The sequence below is a fragment of the Flavobacterium ajazii genome (assembly GCF_010614725.1).
In the GTDB taxonomy this organism is placed as follows: domain Bacteria; phylum Bacteroidota; class Bacteroidia; order Flavobacteriales; family Flavobacteriaceae; genus Flavobacterium; species Flavobacterium ajazii.
On record NZ_JAAEHL010000004.1, the window covers coordinates 13,152 to 34,472 of the forward strand.

A 21,321-nucleotide genomic window follows, 5' to 3' on the forward strand; every position below is an offset into this window, starting at 1 on the left:
TTTTTTATATAATTTTTTATTATAAAAGCAGCGAAAAAACTTCGTCAACAGAAGTTATTCCTTCTTTAATCAATAATAAGGCGTTACGTTTTAATGTAAAAATGTTTTTTTCATCCAAATAATCACTGATATCCAGCTGATTGTTTTTAATCAAATTGGACAATTCCGATCCTATTGGCAATATTTCATAAATAGCTTTTCTTCCTGAATATCCTGTATGATAGCAATGTTCGCAACCAACTGCTGTATAATGAGAAGTTAAATCATTTGGAATTTCAAAACCTCCCGGAAAAATTTCTGCTGTTATGGTTTCTTCTGTTTTACAAGAATCACACAACTTACGAACCAAGCGTTGTGCTACGCTGATATTGAGTGTACTTGCAATTAAAAATGACGGAACTCCCATATCAATCAACCTTGATACGGTTGCCCAGGCCGAATTTGTATGTATGGTAGATAACACCAAGTGACCTGTCAAAGCTGCACGAATTGCCATATTGGCTGTATTTACATCTCGTATCTCACCTACCATGATAATATCGGGATCCTGGCGCAGGAATGTTCTTAAAGTTGCTGCAAAATCGAGTCCGATGTTTTCTTTCAGCTGCACCTGATTGATACCTTCCAAAGTGTATTCAATCGGATCTTCAACTGTTAAAATATTGGTGTTCGTAAGGTTTAATTTTTTTAAAGTGGCATATAAGGTTGTAGTTTTGCCCGATCCTGTTGGTCCTGAAATCAAAACAATACCATTTGGACGTTTGATATTTTCGAGGTAAACAGCTAATTCTTTATCTGTAAAACCAAGAGATTTCATATCGATATGACTAGTGTCTTTACTCAATATACGAAGTACCACTTTTTCGCCGTGCAAAGTCGGAAGAACAGAAACACGGACGTCAAAATCCTGATAGTCTGTCACCATTGTAATACGACCGTCCTGTGGGAGTCTTTTTTCGGAAATATCAAGCTGGGCACGTATTTTAATTTTATTTACGATGACAGGATATTCTTCTGTCGAAATATGAAACTGCTCTTTCAGTTTTCCATCCAACCGGAAACGAACCCTTGCATTTTTTTCATAAGGTTCAAAATGAATATCACTGCTTCCTATTTCTTTAGCATTTAATACAATTTTTTCTAAAAAGTCAGCTGTATAATGTATATCTGAAATATTCCCTGAAGTCTTTCGATAATTTGTACTTAAATAACGGTTTATATTTTCTGTAGTATCTGTTTCTAACTGAACCTGAAAACTAAGCAAAACACTTAGTTCATTTTGAAGACCGGCAATATCTGAAGCATCCGTTTTTAATACGACAACTTCCTGATTCTTACCCACCGGAATTATTCTATAGTGATAGGCCTGTTCTGACTTTACAAGCTGCTGATATTCTATTGGAATGTCAAAATTTACCATTTTAATATGCGTATAAAAAAGTGTCGTTATAACAAAAAGAGGCTATATAAACAACACCGAAAAAAAGCGACATATAACCCGCTAAAGGGACTGTAGCCTGTTTTTTTCTATTATTTAAAACTAAATGCAGCATCAGGGAAAAAACAAGAGAAAAGACAAATAAAACCAGAAAGGAAACTATTGAAAATGCTCCGGCTATAAAAATAAAAAATAACACATCACCAAGTCCGATTGTATTTTTTAGCTCTAAGTTCCTAAACTTAATATACGCAGCACTTACTGCTAAAATTAAAATAACAAACAATAAATTAAAGCCGAAATTGGTAAAAGCAATTTCTAATGGTACATTTCCTAACTGAATTGTAAAAGCCAGGACCCCCATGATTGGATACAAAAACCAATACACCAGTCTGCTTTTAAAGTCCTGATATAAAACTAAAGCAAATACTATAACCAATATGGATTTCAAACACCACATTTAATCATTTATAACTTGCTTTGGAACACCATTCTGATCAATCTCCCAAACATTAAAAACGCCATTACCATTAAAATCTGTAATTGCTGTAGCTTTTACTTTAAACTCGCTATTGCTGGACTGCACGATTTCGTAAACGTAATTTGCGCTTCCGTTATCCTTAGTAGTCTTAGGGGCTTCAAAATCTATTTCGGTAAAATCAGAGCTGTATTTAGAATACATAAAATAATATTGCTTCTCAGCATTGTATATTGCTTTTAACTGAACCTGTGCTTCTACACTTTTCGCTTTTGTAATCAGCGGCATCAGGTTAGGCAAAGCAATCAGCAATAAAATTCCTATAATAGCAAGAACGATTAGCATTTCCTGCAAATTGAATGAGGGTAACTTTTTATTCATTTTTACTCATTAAAAAAACGGTTGAGTCGCAAATGTATTCTATTATTTTATAATAAAAAAAGTATTATACAACTTGTTAAAACAACTTTGTTTTTTTAACACTTTTCACAAATTTACATATTGTTTAAATTTCAACTAAACCTGTTCTTAAATCAAAACTAAATGTACTTTACTATTTAAAAATAAAGAACAAACTCTAAAAAACATAAACCATTCACAAACAAACACTTAAAGACAAAATAACAATTACACCTATTTTTATTACAAATTTCATTCATTTTTTGTAGTTCTTTTCATTAATTAAATTAGTTTTACCAGTCTTAAACAGAAGTTAAACAAATAATTTTTTCAATAACAGAAAAAACCACTAAACATTGAATAACAGCACATTAACTACTAAAAAACTATAAACCTAATTTTAGAAAAATTGAAAATGAAATTAAAATTACTAACCCTTACAAGTCTTTTTCTTATTAATTCTTTGGTAATTGCCCAAAATACAGTTCTTGGCGATAATGCAGGTCTTGGCGGAGGAATTAATAATACTTCTTTAGGAGCTAAGAGCGGTTATTCCGGAACACATAATGTAGCTATTGGAAAACAAGCGGGAGCCGTTAACATGGGGAATTACAATGTTTTTATGGGATATCGATCTGCATTACAAAACACATCAGGAGATTATAATGTGTTTTTAGGACAAGATACCGGAAATGCAAATCAAACAGGAAGACAGAATGTTTTTATAGGTGCCCAAGCAGGAAAATCAAATAATGCATCTAATAATGTTTTTATTGGATATGTTTCTGGAACAAGAAATTACACCGGGTCTTTAAATCTTTTTTTAGGTAACGAATCAGGCAGAAACAATCTTGGAGGAAGCAATAATGTTTTTTCAGGTCATGAAGCAGGATTTACAAATAAGAACGGTAATAATAATGTTTTTTCCGGTAAGGAATCAGGGGTCGCTAACATTGACGGAAATGGAAATACATTTATTGGTACCCAAACAGGATATGCAAATACATACGGTAGTTTTAACGTTTGTCTGGGATATAAAGCCGGTTTCACTAACATGACTGGTTCAAATAATATTTTTATAGGAAATAATGCCGGTGAAAACGAAACTGGAAGCAATCGTTTATATATAGATGGAGGACAAACTGCAATACCTCTTATTTATGGAAAATTTGATACTGACCAGTTAGGAATTAATACCAATGTAATTCCCGCAGGTTATACAATGGCTGTCAAAGGTAAATTCATTACTGAAGAAATTAAAGTTAAGGAATATGGATCTTCAGGATGGCCTGACTTTGTGTTCGACAAAGAATACAAACTGCCTTCCCTTACGGAAGTTGCACATTATATCAATACTAATGGACACTTACAGAACATCCCTTCAGCCTGTGAAGTAGAAGAAAACGGAATCCTGTTAGGTGAAATGAATGCCAAGCTGCTTCAGAAAATCGAGGAACTTACCTTATACATCATTCAACAGGAAGCCCGTTTCGATGATCAGGAAGCCCGTTTAAAAAAACTGGAATCGACAATGTCTTCAAAATAGTTTTCTGCAAATTCCAAATTCACATACCAAAATATAGTTTAAAATTACCCAATACCTTAAAATGAAAAAAGCTCCTTTGTACGCTGCAGGTTTTGCAGTCTTGTTAAGTGTTATCGCCATCTATTTTGCAAAATCAAGTTCTGAATTGGTTTATGTGGATGTAAACAAATTAATTACAGGTTACAGCAAAACTAAAATTGCCAAAGCCGAGTTTGACAAAAAAGCCAATTTAATGAAAGCAAATGTAGATTCACTGGTTGCAAACTGGCAAAACGAATTAAAAAACTACGAAAAGGAAAGAACTTCATTATCCCCAAAAGAATTGAAACTGAAACAAGAATTACTGGGCAACAAACAACAGCAGATCAATGGCTATCAGGAAGCCATCCAGAAAAAAATCCAGGAAGAAGACAAAAAAGTAACCCAAACCGTAATCAACGATATCAATGATTACATTAAAGAATACGGAAAAGACCATAATTACAAAATTATATTTGGCGCAAGCGGCGGCGGTAACATTATGTATGCTGACGAATCAACCGACCTGACAGAAGAAGTATTAAAAGGACTGAATGCTGAGTATGATAAAAAATAAACTCTTACCCTTTTATTTATTACTGTTATTGATTTCCTCCTGTACTCAGACTTTTGAGACAGCTGAGGAAATGAATTCATATATAAAAGAAGAAGATAACGGATACCTCTACAAAAAAACAGTAGCTGGAGTAGATTATGTTTTACAATACAAACCAACTGATTTGTTAGTTAATCAGGAATTAGGAGATAAAATTAATCCTTCCCAGATAGAGAAACTCAGAAAGCAGTATGGGCAATATCTATACTTCAATCTTTCCATGTCTAAAAATGATCAGGAATTATTAAACGGTGTTGCAGGAGACAAAGCCAAATTCGGACAAATGGTCAATGAACTGGCCTTTGGCATGGAAGAAAAACTGCACGTCTATACCCCTGCCAAAGACACCCTTGAACTGGCCGACTTTATTTATCCCAGAATGTACGGCATGAGCAACTCTACCTCGATTATGATTGTTTATCCAAGAGATCCAAAATACCTGAAAGAGGAATACCTCAATTTTGTTGTTGAAGAACTCGGACTGGATACCGGAGACATCAAATTTAAACTAGATACCAAAGCCTTAAATAACGAACCTCAATTACGTTTTTAACCCAACACCATGAAAAAATACCAAAAGCGCCATCGCATTATTGCCACTTTTTTTCTATTGATCTTTTTTCCAACGCTAATTCCAAATAATTTGTTTGCCTATAACAATGGACCAAATTCATTCGAAGCAGCTTCATTTGAACCTGTTGATGCAGCTGATATGGTTAATTTAGTGACAGGGGATATGTCTTATGTTTTACCGTTGCTCAATGTACCCAGTCCAGAAGGCGGGTACCCGCTAGCATTATCCTATCATGCTGGTATAGCAATGGATCAGGAAGCTTCATGGGTAGGGCTTGGATGGAGTCTCAATCCTGGGGCTATCAATAGAAATATAAACGGTTATGCAGACGATATTGATCAGGGAGATGATTATTCAATAATGTATGATCAAGGAGGAGAACTAAATTATTATAATGTTGGAATTGGTGGAAATATTAACGGAATTAACTTTGGTGTAGGTGCATACTGGGGTTCGAACAAAACCTTTGGTGGCAGTGTTACTCTTGGATACGGCCCGGTTTCTATTACAGCAGAAGATGGAAGCTTAGGTACAAATATTGGTATAGGAGCAGGATATGCTTCCGGAGAATATACCATGAGTAATAATTCGACTGGAGCAGCCTTGGAATCAATTATGCCAAATCCAACTTCAAGAAATAATGGAACAGGATTATCCAAGTCATCAACAAGTTTTGGGGAAAATGGATATGATATACAATTTTCTAATAAGAATTATTCAATTGGCTACTTGGGTTTTTATGCAAGTTATAGTCATACAAAAATAAAATACAGCCTTTTTAAGGAAAAACTATCCAGTTATAATGGTGTATTATATTCTAATGTAAATCCAGACTATAAAAATGCTATAAATTACGATACAAATAAACTTGCTATTTATGATGAAGGAGTCACTAATATCGAAAACGTATTAAATTCATCCAAAAATTACCTTTGCGATAACGTATTACTACCTAATTATGATAATTACAAAGTACAGGCGCAAGGTCTTTCCGGAAATATTAGCCCAACCTTTACAGAGGAAGCACAATTGCGCCATGAAAATATAACGTCTGATCTTTTTAATGTTTACAGGACGGATAATGGTATTGAAAGCGGATATTATGATAGTAATATTAATTATCACTCAACTTACAATACTCTTGACACCGATCTTAAATTAAATAACAAAATATTTTTTGATTTTGAAAATACTAATTCTTCTTTTCTAAGGATAGACAGAACCACTATTTCTACCACCCAACAAAACGATTGGATTCAAACAGTTCTTGCTGCCAAAACAAATAAAAGCAATAATTTTAGCGAAATAACCTCAAATGACAATGTTCCTTTAAAAAATAATCATAGAAAAAGAGCAGGAAAACATATTGAAGCATTTACCAATGAACAAATTCGATCAGGCAATGCTAAATTAATAAACGGTTTTATCGAAGCCCTAAATTTGAATCGAAATCAATTGGAAGTATATAAACCTGAATCCATTGGCGGGTATCAAATTACCGACGTTGACGGAAAAACATATCACTATTCATTACCAGTGATTAATTATGAAATTTGGTATAAAAATTTCAGCAATAAGGATAATGAAGATTCTAAATTCTTAGAAAGACAGCTTAACACACCGTATGCTACAGATTGGCTATTAACAGCAGTAACCGGTCCAGATTATGTAGATAAGAATGATAACGGTAAAGTTGATAAGGAAGATTATGGTTATTGGGTAGAATTTGATTATGGTAAATGGTCTGACGGCTACATATGGAACAGCAGCTCCGGTAAAAACAACATTGTTAAAGGAAGCGGAACTGAAGCTGACAATTACGAATACTATAAAGGAAGAAAACAAATTTATTACCTGGATGCAGTCAGAACAAGAACTCACACTGCATACTTTATAAAAAGCGTAAGACAGGATGCTACTGCAGATTATTTAACAAAATTCAATACCTACTCTACTAATGGCACTGCTACTTTTAATAGTACGACTAACCCTAAAACAGTTTCTTCTGCTTTAACTGGTTTTGATCTTGATAATAAATTAAAATATAAAAACATTCCCCCATTTCCTGTTAATAATAGTAATTGGAAATTTTATATGAACGGATACCAAAGAATACACACTTATTTGCATTTCCCTACGCATTATTCTCTTAAATTAGATAAAATAGTGTTAGTTAAAAATAACTCTCTAATTCTTGAAAAGAATAAAGGATCCCAAACATTAACTGCAAAGGGATATTTATATAGAAATCGTTCTTTTGAAGTGACCAAAGCAGTAAATCAAAAACTAGATTATTCAAATCATGAGGATATGAATGAATTTAAAGGAGTTTATTATACTAACACCGATTTATCATTAAAGGAAATTGCTATACATCAGAGCAAAAACATTCTGGATATAAGTGATCTTTACGGAATAGATGTTGATTCAAAAGCTGAAAAAATTATTAACCTTCAACATAATTATTCCTTAATTCCTGAATCTTTTCATTCCGAGGCATCTAACAAAGGAAAATTAACTTTAAATAGTGTTCAATTCTTAGGTCATAAAGGCGTATCTTATATTCCAAAATTTCAATTTAAGTATAATAACACTTCCTTTCCATATAGTTTAAACGATCAGGATGCATGGGGCTACAATAAAAATGCTCCTCATACCTGGAGCCTTAGTGAAATAATCACTCCTATGGGGTCTAAAATAACCATCAATTATGAAGCAGATGATTATAGCATAATAGCAACCAGTGCTTCAAGTTATGGAAAAGGAGGAGGAATAAGGGTAAAACAGATAAATACTTTTGAGAATGAAAACTTAGTTTCACGATCAAACTATTATTATAACAAAACAGGTACTGATAAAGATGTATCAAGTGCAAATTATAAATCATCAGGGGTAATATCTTATGTGCCATCTGACAATTTAAAACTTCCCTATATCTCTGAGTTGCCACCTCCTATAGTAATGTACAGTAACGTTTCTGTTGAACAGACAGCTGGTAATAATGAGTTGTTTTCAAGAACGGAATATAATTTTGAAACTCTGCCAGAATATACCGATGAAACAAGTTCAGTTTATAATTTAGGGAAATATTTTGTAGTAGAAAAAATTCAAAATGAAACTCAAAACTTGGGTCTGTCTCTGAATTTCACAAAATATAATATAAAAAACAGATTAAGTTATCTTGGCCGACTATTATCGATAAAAAATTATAATTCAAAAAACCAATTACATTATTTTTTAAAAAATGAGTATGCAACACCGGCAGACATACAAGACGAATTAGGTACTAAACAAGAATCATTTATATCTAAATCTTATATAAAGGAACCAGATCCTGCCTCTGCCGTATATAATCCTAATGTGACTTATGTAGCGTATGGATCTTATTTTGTAAATTATGGTAATGTAAACTCTATCAGCAAAATTTGGTACCCAAGCCAATTAACAAAAACTACTATTACCCAAGGCGGATATACCAATAGTACCACTTATAATAAATTTGATTTCTTAACTGGAAATGTTACAGAAAGTACAAGCACTACAAGCGATGGTAAATCTTACAAAACAAAAATTGTTCCTGCTTATTCAAAATACCCTGAAATGGGCTCTAAGGCTGACAATATCAATAATAAGAATATGTTGTCGCAAACAGCTGTTAACTATTCGTATATCAAGGATAATGGAACATGGAAAGAAACTGGTGTAGGCATTACCACCTGGAGCAATGTATGGGCCTATGAGGATATAGCAGGAACCAATGTGCCTGCAACAACTCTAAATGAAAAAATTTGGAGAAAACACAAAACCTTTGTCTGGAACGGTACCAAGGATGCCAATGGAATTTTTACCGGCTATGATGCTGTGAATGGAAGCGGTGATGATAATTTTATCTGGAACCTTCCGACGAGTGTAGGTATGAATGTTATACAGCCTTCACAGTGGAAACAAATCTCAGAGGTAACCTGCTATAATCATTACTCTATACCGTTGGAGATTAAGGATATCAATAATAATTTTGCATCTACCAAAATGGGGGACAATGATACCAAGGTAATGGTTAGTGGTAATGCTGGTTACAATGAGATGTTTTACACAGGAGGTGAATACTCAGTTTTAAATGGCTCAACATCATGGCTAGAACCGGGAATATCCTATTCCAGTACTGCATACCGAAGCGAAAATTATCCTCATACTGGTAAAAACTCAATTGCTGTTAACTCCAGCAGCCAATTTGGTGTTTTGATGAAAAGTGGCCAGCACAGGGCAGGAAAATATAAAGTCTCGGTTTGGCTTTCGATATGGAACAGCTATATGGCCCGGTTAAAGGTAAATAATGACATTCTTCCCTTTACCGAAAGCTACGATGCAGGAAGCTGGGTTTTAAAAACCGCTTATGTTGATGTTCCTTTAGGTGATTGTTCTATTTTTATCACTTCAAGTGGAGCGACCCTCTATTTTGATGACCTGATGATCCGTCCTGTATCCTCTTCTATAACTGGATATGTATACAATGAATGGGATGAATTAACAGCTATTATTGGTAACAATGGACTGGGTACAAAATTTGAATACGATGCAGCAGGAAGACTTACTAAAACTTATAAAGAGGTAATTAGCAAACCATCACCTGACGGGTTGTCTGGAGGATTCAAACTGGTTAAAGAAAATAAGATAAACAACAAATATTTTCAACAAGCCAACTAGCTTTATACAGTTTTTTATAATTTTTTAAAATAATAAAAATGATATATACTAAAAATATGCCTATACTGTTTCGTGTGTTACTTCTCATGGTTTTACTTATCAGCTCTGCTGGCAATGCACAATCCATAGCAATGGATACCAACGACGCCGGCGTACCCTTGGGAGGCACGGGATCATACTCACTCGATATGGACCCTCCTACTGCTTTTGCCGACTTCGGATGGTATATATACCCTAACGATGCTGGGGAATTTATCGGAAGTACGCCAAACAATAAGACCACACAGGTACAGATTTTCTGGAAAAAACCCGGAAAACATCAAATCTGGGTTGACTACTATAGCAGCCAGGGACCAAGTACCATAAAATATGATATAACTGTTTATGCCAGTGCTGATATGACTGATGCCATTACAATAGTGAGCAACTGTAAGAGCGTAGAGCTGGAACGAAAAGATCCTCCAACAGGGGTGACCTACTATTGGCAGAGTACAACCAATGGAACCAGCACAGAAAACTCTGCTAAAACGATAACGGTAAACAACGGAACAGAATATTTTCTAAAAGCTAAAATTGATTCTAATGATATCTGGAGTGCAACATCTGGAAGCGTTCAGTTCCAAATCAATCCCAATGCTTATTTAACATGGTATTTGGACGCGGATCAGGACGGATTAGGAAATCCTAACTACTATGTACAACAATGTACAAACCCCAGCACCCATAATGTTAAGTATGTTTTGAATAATACCGACACTAGCGATGGCGATGCCAATTTTATCAGTGATGATTTTAATTTACCAAACTCAGACAAAGAATTTAACTGGACCCATGAGATTACTTACAGTGTCGAAGGAAGGTTAACAGGCGTTTCCAGAACTTATTTTGACGACTTAGGGAAACCCGATGTATCGCTTTCAAAAGATATGGTCTCCAAAAAAGTATGGGGTACTGAAACCAGTTATGACAAGTTTGGAAGGCCTGATAAAACCTCTTTTATAGCACCATCAAATCTTTTTACCCTTAACAAGGTATCCTTTCTTAATTCAACTTTTCAGGCTCCGACTGCTCCTACTATTCCCAATATACCTGCTAACAAAAACGTTGGTAACATTACAACCAGCCAGACTATTCAGGTAACTAACAATATTACAGCTTCGGGAGTTATAAGCCCGGGACTGAACGTTACTTTTATGGGAAAAGATATTGTTTTGGAGGATGGATTTAGTGTAAAGGGAGCTTCTGGGGGAGTTTTTACAGCTACTGCCACAACTTCCTCAGCAAATAGTAATGAAACATTTCCTAGTTCTCCGTTTTTCAGTTATTATTCCGACAACAATACACTGGAACCTTTTCAGGCTACTGCCTCACAGCCCTATGCCCAAACGAATTACGATACCCTTAATCCAGAGAATGTCATCAACGTAGTGGGAGGAAATAAAATTAATAATGAATGGAAAACTGGGTATTCTTACACTGTACCTGCTGCACAGGAAATGTATTATGTATACGGGTCCGATTATTATGACGGGGCTGTAACTGCAAAAGGAGAGGAAGTAATTACCAAATTCTACAAATCGGTAAGCGTGGATGCCAACGGGGTAGAGAATGTTGCCTTTACTGATGGAGAAGGAAAAGTTTTAGCTACTGCACGATCGGGAGGAACCGCTTCATATCCAGTCGTTTCATTGATTGGAAACCAAGGATTTATAGATGTCCATATTCCGACAGGAACTAGCTCAGCTACCCTATTGGGGTTATCTTATGTGGATCCAAGTACTGGCAGATACGTTTATGCTTCTGCATCTGATATATATAAAATCTACGATTTAAAAACTGGAGAAATAGCCTCCACGCCTCTTACGGGAGGACATGCCTACAGAATAGAAGCTATATTCCCCCCAACAACAGACCCAAAGGTATATATTTCTAATGGTGTACCAACTTACGACGCCAACGTGCTAGGAATTTCATACAATGTAAATTATTATGATTATGCTGTAAATATTTATAATAAGGCTGGGGAACTTACAAAATCGATACAGCCTAACGGGTATATTGCCAACGCTACTATTGTTGCAACACCAGCTCATATGAGTTCGGATAATTTTGCTACAACCTTTAAATACGATGCACTGGGACAACTAATTGAAACAACAAGCCCTGATGAAGGAACCAGCACGTTTGAATATCGCAATGATGGACAGATAAGTTTTTCACAAAGTGCCCTGCAGGCACAAAACACAGAAGTTTCATATACCAAATATGACGATTTAGCAAGGCCGGTTACATCTGGAGTTGTTCATACAACGTGGAATTCAAGAAGTGAAGAATTTGACGCAGTTTCCCATACAGAACAGACTTTTACTGTTTATGATTATCCTGAAAATTACGCCCGATTTGTAGAAGAATTGCCTTCTAACTTAACTTTATCAAGTGTTTTGACCTCTGCCGGAATATTATCTACAGATTATACACAAAACAATCTCTCTGGGAATGTTGCCATAACCTACTCAAAACCGGCTGCAACAATTACAGCTATCACTTGGTATAGTTATGATATCTACGGAAGAGCAGAATGGATCGTACAGTACAACGAAGGTATTGGCGCCAAAACCATACATTACCATTATGATGCTGTAGGGAATGTTAAAAGGGTATTATTTCAAAAGGACAAAACGCCCGAATTATTTGTTCACCAATACTCTTATGATTTTAATAACGTATTGACAAAAGTAGAAACCTCTACAGACAATGTATCGTTCATTACGCATGCTGATTATTCCTACTATCAGACCGGAGAACTTAAAAGAGTAGATATTGCACAAGGGACTCAGGGAATCGATTATGTTTATACCCTGGAAGGACAGCTTAAAAGCATCAACCATCCAAGTCTGGAAGCAGCTAAAGATCCTGGCGGAGATTCTAATGATGTCTTTGGCCTGACACTTGACTATTACAATGGTGATTACCTGCGTACCGGTAGAAACATTACCTCCTCTCCCAGCATTGGAACTGACTATAACGGAAACATCAAAGCTGCACGATGGACCAATAAAAAAGTTTTCGGAGACTATGCTGGAAATACAGCATTCTCAAAAGGCTATTTATACAATTACAATCGTAACAACTGGTTAACTGAGGCTACTTTTGGTGATGTAGATTCAGCCACTGCTGAAATTGACCCTACAGGGATTTTAAATGAAGGTGCATTCACCTATGACCCAAATGGAAATATCAAAACTTTACAGCGAATCAATCATCAGGGAAATTTACAGGATAACCTGATCTATACTTATAATACAGGGAAAAACCAGCTCAACAATGTAGCTGATACGATTGCAGGTTCTACAGGTCCTGACGACATAGCAAACCAGGCTGCAGGAAATTATCAGTACGATGACATTGGACAAATGATCCGCAACAACCAGGAAAACATCGATTACATCTATAATACTCAAGGACTGGTAAAAGAGGTAAGTCAAAATGGACATCTCCTGGTAAGATTCTCCTACAATGAAAGAGGACAGCGTATCAAAAAAGAAAGATTTAAAACTTCTTCTGCTTATACTTTAGACAATACGGAATATTATATACTTGATCTATCCGGAAATACAATGGCTGTCTACAATCAGCCAAACGGAAGCAACATAGTTCAAAAAGATTTACCTATCTTTGGATTGAGCAGACTAGGTGTCTATAACAGGGCTGATGCGATAAGCAACTATGAAATTACAGATCATTTAGGGAATGTAAGGGCGGTAATCCAGAAGGTAAATGGAACTCCTGACGTAAAATCGTTTGCAGATTATTATCCTTTTGGAGAAAGATTGCCGGGTCGAAATTCATTGAATTATCGTTACGCTTTTCAAGGGCAGGAACTTGATACTGAAACCAATATGGAGGCGTTTCAATTACGCCTTTGGGATGGTAGGATTGGCAGATGGTTAACACCGGATCCTATGGGGCAATATAGCTCTCCTTATCTTGGAATGGGGAATAATCCTGTTAATGGTATTGATGAAGATGGGGGAATTTTCATTCTTGGAAAATTAACACAAGGACAAAGAAAACTTTGGAATCAATACATTTATAAAATACAAAGCACTGAATATGGAAAATACGTTTATGATAAAATACAAAATAATAAAAATTTTATTGTAAATGTTATTTGGGAAGGAAAGGGGAGTTCAAAAGAAGGTAGTGGATCACGCTTTTTCGGAGGATATGATGACGCTTACAAAAGAAATGTTCTTTCTTTCTCAAATGAATTAAGTAATATTGAGATGAACGGTTTGGCAAAAGAAATTAGAAATGCTCATTCAAATAATTGGAATCATCCAACTTGGGTAAAAGTTGGACATGAAATGTATCATCTTTATGATCTTCTCATGAAAAGAAATCAAGGTAAAGATAATCAAGTGCAACGTGAACTTGACGCTGTAAAATTCCAAAATTATTTATATAGGAACGGTAAGATTTTTAACAATAATGAAGATAATACAAATTTAAGGAATGGATACTATTTAGAAGGCAACGGAGGATTTAATAAAATTAAGGGAAAGCTTGATTTACCTAGTTACTACTTGCAAGAAATGTTTAAACAAATAAGATTGTCAACACCTCAAAGATTAGATAATTTTCCTGGAATGCAATGGCGAGTAATTATACCCAATAATTTTTATACCAGATCTAAAAACAACTACGATTATTAATTATGGAAAAGAAAAACATATTCAAAGGTTTAAAAGTTTTACTTGCAATATCTTTATTATATTTCAGTTATAAAATTATTGGTTCTACAATATATCTTTACCAAGAATTATATAATTATTCTAAATCATCATTAAACGTTTTTTTACCTAATAACATAAATCCTAATATTCATTTATTTATTGGAATTTACTTTATTTTATTAGGATTCTTTTTTTTAAAAGAATTAAAACTAACTCTTACATTAACAATAAATTATTGCGTATCACTTTTAGTATACATAATAGCATATTCGTTGATTTTCTCTATTTTTCAATTTGACCTAAGCATATCTTTAGATTTTTTTTCAAATATATTTATTTTTTTAGGAATGTTATTTTCTACAATTATAATATGTTATTTTAATAATTTTGACTGGAAGAGCAAATTAGAAGCAAAATATAAATATTCTATTGCAATTGGAGTAATATTAGGATTGATTGAATTTTTAAGGATATATTTTATGTATTACTACTCCTGTTGCTTATAGTGGCACTAAGAATTTGGGAACATTTTACGATCCTATTTTCGTTTCTGCTAGAGATATCGGCAACATAGCAGCTGGTTATATATCTGCTAACAATAATATACATTGGTCAATTGCCAGGTATGGATTTTATGGTTTATAGACTCCTGCTCTCCGAAGTGTTCCTTATGAAAAGCTGCGCAAATGTCTCTGACTTTGCGCTTTTTTTTGCTATTATAGCTTGTAATCGTATCAAAAGTCTCTGACTTTTACTCTAAAATAACTTAAAAACAGATTTCAAAACAAGTTAAATCTTACAAATTCGTACAGAAAGAAAAAATGAAAGAAGGATATATAATTCGAGACCAGACATTGCCACATTTCATCACTGCAACTGTTGTCGACTGGATAGATGTTTTCACTCGTCAAAGTTATCGGGATATTGTAATTGACAGTTTTCATTATTGCATCAAAAACAAAGGAATGCTATTGTATGGATATGTGATTATGAGTAATCACATACATTTGATTGTTCAGTCTGAAGACGGAAAATTATCAGATTTGATCCGAGATTTTAAAAAGTTCGTAGCTAAAAATATCCTTGAAAAAATTCAGACAAATCCTGAAAGCCGAAGAGAATGGATGTTGGAAAGATTTAAACTTGCTGCCCAAAACCATACTCGAAATAAAATGTATCAGTTTTGGCAATATGGAAATCATGCGGAAGAAATTTACAGCAATAAATTTATGTGGTCTAAACTAGATTACATACATTTAAATCCTGTGAGGGCTGGCCTTGTAGTTAATGGTTCAGATTATATTTATAGCAGTGCAGGTAACTATGTAAATGATTTTGGTTTAGTAGAAATTGTAAAAGCAGATAATCCAATTGTTGATGTTTTGAAACCTGCTTCATTTATCAAATACAATAGCTATTAATTGAGTGATAAGTCGGAGACTTTTCAAGGTCTAATCGTTAATTTAGATAATTTAAAATTGCGCAAAGTCGGAGACATTTGCGCAGCTTTTCATAAGGAATACTTCGGAGAGCAGAGGGAACGCGGAGTACATAAGCTTTTAATACATGGTGAAGTTGATAATTTTATAATTAATAAGGACCCTTATTCTGCGAAACAAGTTGCTAAAATGATGCTTCAAGCAGGATTTAAGAAAGGTACACCAATAGAGTGCATTTCATGCAGTACAGGAATGTACGCGGATGGAGCTGCATATCAACTAGGTCGATATTTAAAATCACCAGTAATTGCACCTAGTAATTGGGTAAGAGCAGTAGATGTAAATACTTATGTCATAAAAGATTGAGGTGTATGGAGGTTTTTCCATAAATATATTAAATATTTAAAACGATAACTATGAAATTAATTGGTTTTATAAAAGAACATGATAACATTACAGAAGCAACGGAATACAAAAGTATTTTTGGAAATAAAATAAATAACGATGAAATCATCCATAAAATTATAAACTATTTAAATAATGGCATATATATATTAGGTTGGATGAACACTATTAGAAGTCTAGATAATGATGAATTAATTGCTCCAAACTGTTACCTTACTGATGGAAGTTTCGTGTGGCCAGCTTATTACTCTTATTACCTAAAAAAACACTCAAATTATAAAATTGACACTAACTTTCTTGAACATCTTGAAAAAATTAATTTTGACTTTAGTAGTATAAAAGTATCTGATGAATTAAAAATAGAATTAGAAAAACAATTACCTGAAAATCTAAAATATTAAGCATATGAACCAACCGATTAATATGCACAAAGATAGTGTAGAAATTTTTCCGTATCCACAGCAATAAAACACAAAACATTATCAAACAACAAAACAACTCATAGTTGGGGTACTTTTGTTTTTAAACTCTCCCTATTTAGGAATGGGAAACAATCCTACCAACCTAATTGATCCAGATGGTGGTAGGCCAACAGCATATGAAGCTGCTCTTATGGCAGCTCATACTTACGGAGATTCTAAAGTAAAACTAGCAGGTGGCTGGACCCTTACAAAATCACTAGGTATAGGCAGCACTGGACTACTTTCAAATTTATACAAAAGAAAGAAAAAAAATGGTAAAATGGAATTTGCTCATGTCTATGCAGGAACACAAGATCTAATTGACGGTCTTAATGATTTAACACAATCATTTGGTTTAGCCTCTCAATATGATCAGGCCTACAAAATAAATAATAGAATTAATAAAATATATAAGAATCAAGAGCTAATATTTATAGGACATTCCTTAGGTGGTGGTTTGGCTAATTTTTCAGCCTTACAGTCAAATAGAGAATCAATAACTTTTAATCCAGCATGGATAAGTTATGCTACTTTATTTAGATATGGGCTTCAAAATAAACCAGATTCAAAACTGACTAATTATATACTTTTTGGGGAAATTTTAAATGAATCTCAAAATCACTTAACTTTATTACTAAATAAAAAAGGAAAAAATTTATTTATTAACGAACAACCAAACACCTATAAAACTAATACTCTAGAAAAACATACTATTTGGCCTATGGTTTCTTCATTAAAATTTTTAAGAGATTTCACGTTAACTCCTCAGTTCTTTAGAACCTCAATTGACAATACTAGAGTAAAAAAAGATTTTTAAAAAATGATAAAAAAAATAATTTTAATTTTTGCAATGATATTTTTGAATTCTTGCAAAAAAGATTACGAAATTAATTACAAAAATTCAGAAAATAGAGAATTACCGAGTGCTAAAGCTATTTTTTTCAAAGGAACTCCTGTTTTTGAATTAGCAAGTGCTATCAAAAATGATAACCTAAAAAAAGTTTATACAATTTTAAAAAGCCACAAATTTAATATCGATTACAAAGATAATCATAATGGTTACACCGTTTTAATGTATGCAACACTCTATAAAAAAAGTTCTGCGATTAAAATTCTATTAGAAAATGGATCAGATCCAAATCTAAAGGATAATACAAATAAGACAAACGCATTCCTTTTCGCATTACAAAACACAAACAAAATAGGAAACGAATGCGATACCGATATTCTAAATCTTATGATTAAATACGATGCGAATGTTAATTCCCTCTATAAGGAATCTAATACTTTAGAAAATCCTATACTAAATATAGCATGCACTCAAGGATGTTTAAACGTTGTTAAAATTTTAGTAGATAAAGGCGCAGATATAAATTATGACGATAAATATGGAAATAGTGCTATTTTACAAGCGCTATATCAAGATAATTTAGATATAGCAAAATATCTAATAATAGACAAAAAAGCAAAAATCCCAAAGCCTTTATTTATAAGGCGTGCGGGAGAAACTGATTCTGGAGAAGACGAAAAAGTTACTTTAGAAGATTTTTTAAATGAACAAAATTATAATAATAATACTTCAAACTTTAAACTAAAAAAAGATCTATTAAATTATTTAAATCAGAATCAAAGATAAGTTGAAACATTAAATTAACCCCACTAGCTCTCGTTTGTCAATGATCCTGGTGCTCGATTGCATCGAGTACCTACCCCAACTGGCGCTCGTTTGTCAATGATTCTGGTGCTCGATTGCATCGAGTACCTACTTAAATTAAAAGGATGAAGGCAGCGTTTGCAACGCATTTAATAAACTACAAAAGCAACTCATTTACGAGTTGCTTTTTTGTTTTAAGAAAATTGCTGTTGTAAATTGGCTTTTAGGATAAAAGCATCCAAAAACTCTTTGTCCAGATATTTTTTATTATCAAGAAGTTTTTTGACTTTCCCGAACTGCAGCAAAAGTTCCATATCCTGAATATTATTTTGCTTTGTCTGAATGATTCCGCTGAGTAAATAATCAGTTGAATACCTCTGGCACGAGCAGAAATAGCTGAAAAGGCCTGTACGATGTTTCAGGCTAATACACATAACACAATCAAACAAAAAAGCAACTTGCAAAAGAGTTGATTTTCTATATGAAATAAAAACCCAGAACATACTAACGTCGATCGCTCAGAAATATAAATTTCAATTTATTACAAAATAAAATCTATTATTATAATCACAAGTTTTATAAATAAATCAAATATAATCTGACAAACTTACATTCTAATTTTATAGATTTGTTAAAAAAATATCCTTACAATTTAATAGGATAATTTAATATACAATTAAAAACATGTTTAAAAAAATTACCATACTCCTTTTTATTATTTGTGCTGCCTGTCAGACTACTAAAATCAAAAATGACAGTTATAAGTTTTCATCGTCTGTTGTTGAGTTAGGAAGCATCGGAACATCAAAATTATCGTATAACCTGAATACTTTTGAGCCAAAAGGTTTACCAAAACTTGAAAATAATATCAGGGTAGAAATTGGGGTTGTTCCTTATAACAAAAAATTAAACCAAATTTATAAATCGAAAGCGAAATATAACCAAAATCAGACCAAAGTAGCGTTTATAGATAGCCTGCCTATTAAACCAGAATTGGTTACTATCAAAATTCTGGACATTGCCGGTCTTGTACATGAAATAAACTCAGACTACAATGCCGATATTCTAAAACTATTAACAGACACGCAAAGCTTAAAAATAATTTCAAGTCTGGCAGTCAGTTTATCTGTAGAGGAGATTGCGAAAATCAGACAATCTGATGCTTATTATTTAACCAACAATCAGTACAAAAAATACACAATCGCTTTGTATAAAACAGGAAAAAAAACTGACATCATAGACATTAACCCTGAAAAAATAGTAGCGTATCAGGCGAGTTCTTTTTGCTGGGTAAAATCCGGAAAAGGTACCTGGAGTGTTGCCGATATTGTAAACGAAGACAACAAATGCACCGGAATAACAACCAGTAAAATAAGCGAAAAGAAAAATAACAAGGATTTGTTTGACATGTAATCTTCTCATTTCTTTTGAATAATAAAAAGCCTACTTAACTACCATGAATAAAATTTCACTTACCTATTTTTCGCTTTTAGTCCTTCTGTGTTTTACTTCCTGCGAAGAAATATTACTTGTTGACGATATATCCAAAAAAGAAGTAATTCTTACAGCCCCGGCTGACAATGCTGCTTTATCAACTACTGGGGTGACACTTTCATGGGAAACCGTTGAAAGTGCAGATCAATATCATTTACAAATTGCCACTCCGCATTTTGATGCCCCGTTGCAGATTGTTCTTGACACCATTATTACAAAAAACTCCTATACACAGCAACTGAATATCGGAAAGTATGAATGGAGAGTAAAGGCTGTTAATAGTGGTTATGAAAGCCTATATTTTAAAAGGAATTTTGAAATTTTAAACAATGATGATTTTCAAAATAACACTGTGATTTTATTAACTCCCGGCAACAATTTAACGACTAAAACTGCTTTACAAAAACTATCCTGGAGTGCCATTATTGGTGCCACAAATTATCAGCTTCAAATTTTAGACGAGAGCAATACGCTGATAAAAGAACAAAATACAGAAGCAACTGTTATTAATTATACTTTTGACGAAGGAAAATATACATGGAAAGTAAGAGCCAGCAACGGAACAGATCAAACCCTGTATACTTCCCGATCTATTTTAGTCGATACTAAAGCCCCCAATACCCCTACTCCATCAAATCCTGCAAATGCCAGTACTACTACGAATACAAGTATTAATTTTCAATGGAGCAGGACTCCAATAGCCGGAAGTACTGAAAAAGACAGTCTATATGTCTATACTGAAAGTGCCCTAACCAATTTGAATTTTAAGGATAAAGCCACAAGTCCGTACAATAAAACACTAACGACCGGAACCTATTATTGGTTTCTAAAATCATTTGATGAAGCAGGAAATGAGAGTTCCAGAAGTACTGTTTTTAGTTTTACTGTAAATTAAACTAACCTATTCTTAAATTGGACCTGCTAATTTAACATTTCGTCTTAACAGAATAAAAAACTGCTTTTCAATTTACAATCAACTATATTAAATTCAATTTCTTTAAACCCCGATTCGAAAATATCCCTCTCAGACTAATATATCAGATTCTCTTTTAGTTGTCCCTATTTATATTTATCTGCACTGATTTTCTTCTGACTATAATAAAATAAATCGCGCAGGAAAGTTCTGTTTTTTTTAGCAGCCCTTTTATTTACGCTTAACAAACCATAAATTTAAACAGAACATTATCCATTATATTTAACACTTTCCCAATCAAGTATTTGTTAAAAAAATTAACAAAAAAAAGGAAGGGATTCTGGCATAAAATTTTAAGAAAAACTCCTGACTAAAAACAAACTATCTTCCTGAATTTTTCACTATCCAATCTACTTTTTTTATCATTCTTAGAGATAAAAATCTAA

Annotated in this window: 17 protein-coding genes; 13 read left to right on the plus strand and 4 right to left on the minus strand. The window is 33.5% G+C overall.

The genetic code is table 11. From position 1 onward, the window contains the following. Nucleotides 1-19: 19 nt before the first annotated feature. Genes GWR14_RS07995 through GWR14_RS08005 form a run of 3 tightly spaced genes read right to left on the minus strand, consistent with a single transcriptional unit; the run spans nucleotide 20 to nucleotide 2,297 of the window. Complete coding sequence (locus tag GWR14_RS07995; RefSeq protein WP_163408510.1) at nucleotides 20-1,420, minus strand: GspE/PulE family protein; 1,401 nt, start codon at nucleotides 1,418-1,420, stop codon at nucleotides 20-22. A 1-nt stretch (nucleotide 1,421) separates the two neighbouring features. Further along, complete coding sequence (locus GWR14_RS08000) at nucleotides 1,422-1,898, minus strand: general secretion pathway protein (RefSeq protein WP_163408511.1); 477 nt, start codon at nucleotides 1,896-1,898, stop codon at nucleotides 1,422-1,424. Further along, nucleotides 1,899-2,297 carry a type IV pilin protein gene (locus GWR14_RS08005; protein ID WP_163408512.1) on the minus strand — a complete coding sequence of 133 codons (399 nt, stop codon included), beginning with the start codon at nucleotides 2,295-2,297 and terminating at the stop codon, nucleotides 1,899-1,901. 433 nt (nucleotides 2,298-2,730) lie between these two features. Between GWR14_RS08005 and GWR14_RS08010 the strand changes: the two genes are divergently transcribed. From GWR14_RS08010 to GWR14_RS08060, 11 genes are all read left to right on the plus strand, one after another. Next, nucleotides 2,731-3,861, plus strand: a complete 1,131-nt coding sequence (locus tag GWR14_RS08010; protein WP_163408513.1) for a hypothetical protein — start codon at nucleotides 2,731-2,733, stop codon at nucleotides 3,859-3,861. 61 nt (nucleotides 3,862-3,922) lie between these two features. Then, nucleotides 3,923-4,456 (plus strand): OmpH family outer membrane protein, encoded by a 534-nt coding sequence (locus GWR14_RS08015; RefSeq protein WP_163408514.1) that lies wholly within the window; start codon nucleotides 3,923-3,925, stop codon nucleotides 4,454-4,456. A gap of 70 nt (nucleotides 4,457-4,526) precedes the next feature. Continuing rightward, nucleotides 4,527-5,048, plus strand: a complete 522-nt coding sequence (locus tag GWR14_RS08020; RefSeq protein ID WP_246236304.1) for a hypothetical protein — start codon at nucleotides 4,527-4,529, stop codon at nucleotides 5,046-5,048. 9 nt (nucleotides 5,049-5,057) lie between these two features. Continuing rightward, nucleotides 5,058-9,773, plus strand: a complete 4,716-nt coding sequence (locus GWR14_RS08025) for an RHS repeat domain-containing protein (RefSeq protein ID WP_163408516.1) — start codon at nucleotides 5,058-5,060, stop codon at nucleotides 9,771-9,773. A gap of 38 nt (nucleotides 9,774-9,811) precedes the next feature. Next, on the plus strand, nucleotides 9,812-14,488 hold the full coding sequence (locus tag GWR14_RS08030; RefSeq protein WP_163408517.1) for an RHS repeat domain-containing protein: 4,677 nt from the start codon (nucleotides 9,812-9,814) through the stop codon (nucleotides 14,486-14,488). A gap of 2 nt (nucleotides 14,489-14,490) precedes the next feature. Further along, entirely contained in the window at nucleotides 14,491-15,015 is a 525-nt protein-coding gene (locus GWR14_RS08035) for a hypothetical protein (protein WP_163408518.1), read from the plus strand. Between the two features lie 315 nt (nucleotides 15,016-15,330). Continuing rightward, on the plus strand, nucleotides 15,331-15,930 hold the full coding sequence (locus GWR14_RS08040) for an REP-associated tyrosine transposase (RefSeq protein WP_163408519.1): 600 nt from the start codon (nucleotides 15,331-15,333) through the stop codon (nucleotides 15,928-15,930). Beyond that, a complete protein-coding gene (locus tag GWR14_RS08045; protein ID WP_163408520.1) occupies nucleotides 15,931-16,314 on the plus strand; it encodes a hypothetical protein in 384 nt (127 codons plus the stop codon). 50 nt (nucleotides 16,315-16,364) lie between these two features. Then, nucleotides 16,365-16,754 (plus strand): hypothetical protein, encoded by a 390-nt coding sequence (locus GWR14_RS08050; protein WP_163408521.1) that lies wholly within the window; start codon nucleotides 16,365-16,367, stop codon nucleotides 16,752-16,754. A 142-nt stretch (nucleotides 16,755-16,896) separates the two neighbouring features. Beyond that, entirely contained in the window at nucleotides 16,897-17,631 is a 735-nt protein-coding gene (locus GWR14_RS08055; RefSeq protein WP_163408522.1) for a hypothetical protein, read from the plus strand. A 3-nt stretch (nucleotides 17,632-17,634) separates the two neighbouring features. Further along, nucleotides 17,635-18,450 carry an ankyrin repeat domain-containing protein gene (locus GWR14_RS08060; protein ID WP_163408523.1) on the plus strand — a complete coding sequence of 272 codons (816 nt, stop codon included), beginning with the start codon at nucleotides 17,635-17,637 and terminating at the stop codon, nucleotides 18,448-18,450. 212 nt (nucleotides 18,451-18,662) lie between these two features. Here the strand turns inward: GWR14_RS08060 and GWR14_RS08065 are convergent, their stop codons facing one another. Next, nucleotides 18,663-18,902 (minus strand): hypothetical protein, encoded by a 240-nt coding sequence (locus GWR14_RS08065; protein WP_163408524.1) that lies wholly within the window; start codon nucleotides 18,900-18,902, stop codon nucleotides 18,663-18,665. A 250-nt stretch (nucleotides 18,903-19,152) separates the two neighbouring features. Between GWR14_RS08065 and GWR14_RS08070 the strand changes: the two genes are divergently transcribed. Both GWR14_RS08070 and GWR14_RS08075 read left to right on the plus strand, forming a co-directional pair. After that, entirely contained in the window at nucleotides 19,153-19,881 is a 729-nt protein-coding gene (locus tag GWR14_RS08070; protein WP_163408525.1) for an Alp7A family actin-like protein, read from the plus strand. Between the two features lie 43 nt (nucleotides 19,882-19,924). Then, on the plus strand, nucleotides 19,925-20,857 hold the full coding sequence (locus tag GWR14_RS08075) for a hypothetical protein (protein WP_163408526.1): 933 nt from the start codon (nucleotides 19,925-19,927) through the stop codon (nucleotides 20,855-20,857). Nucleotides 20,858-21,321 lie beyond the last annotated feature (464 nt).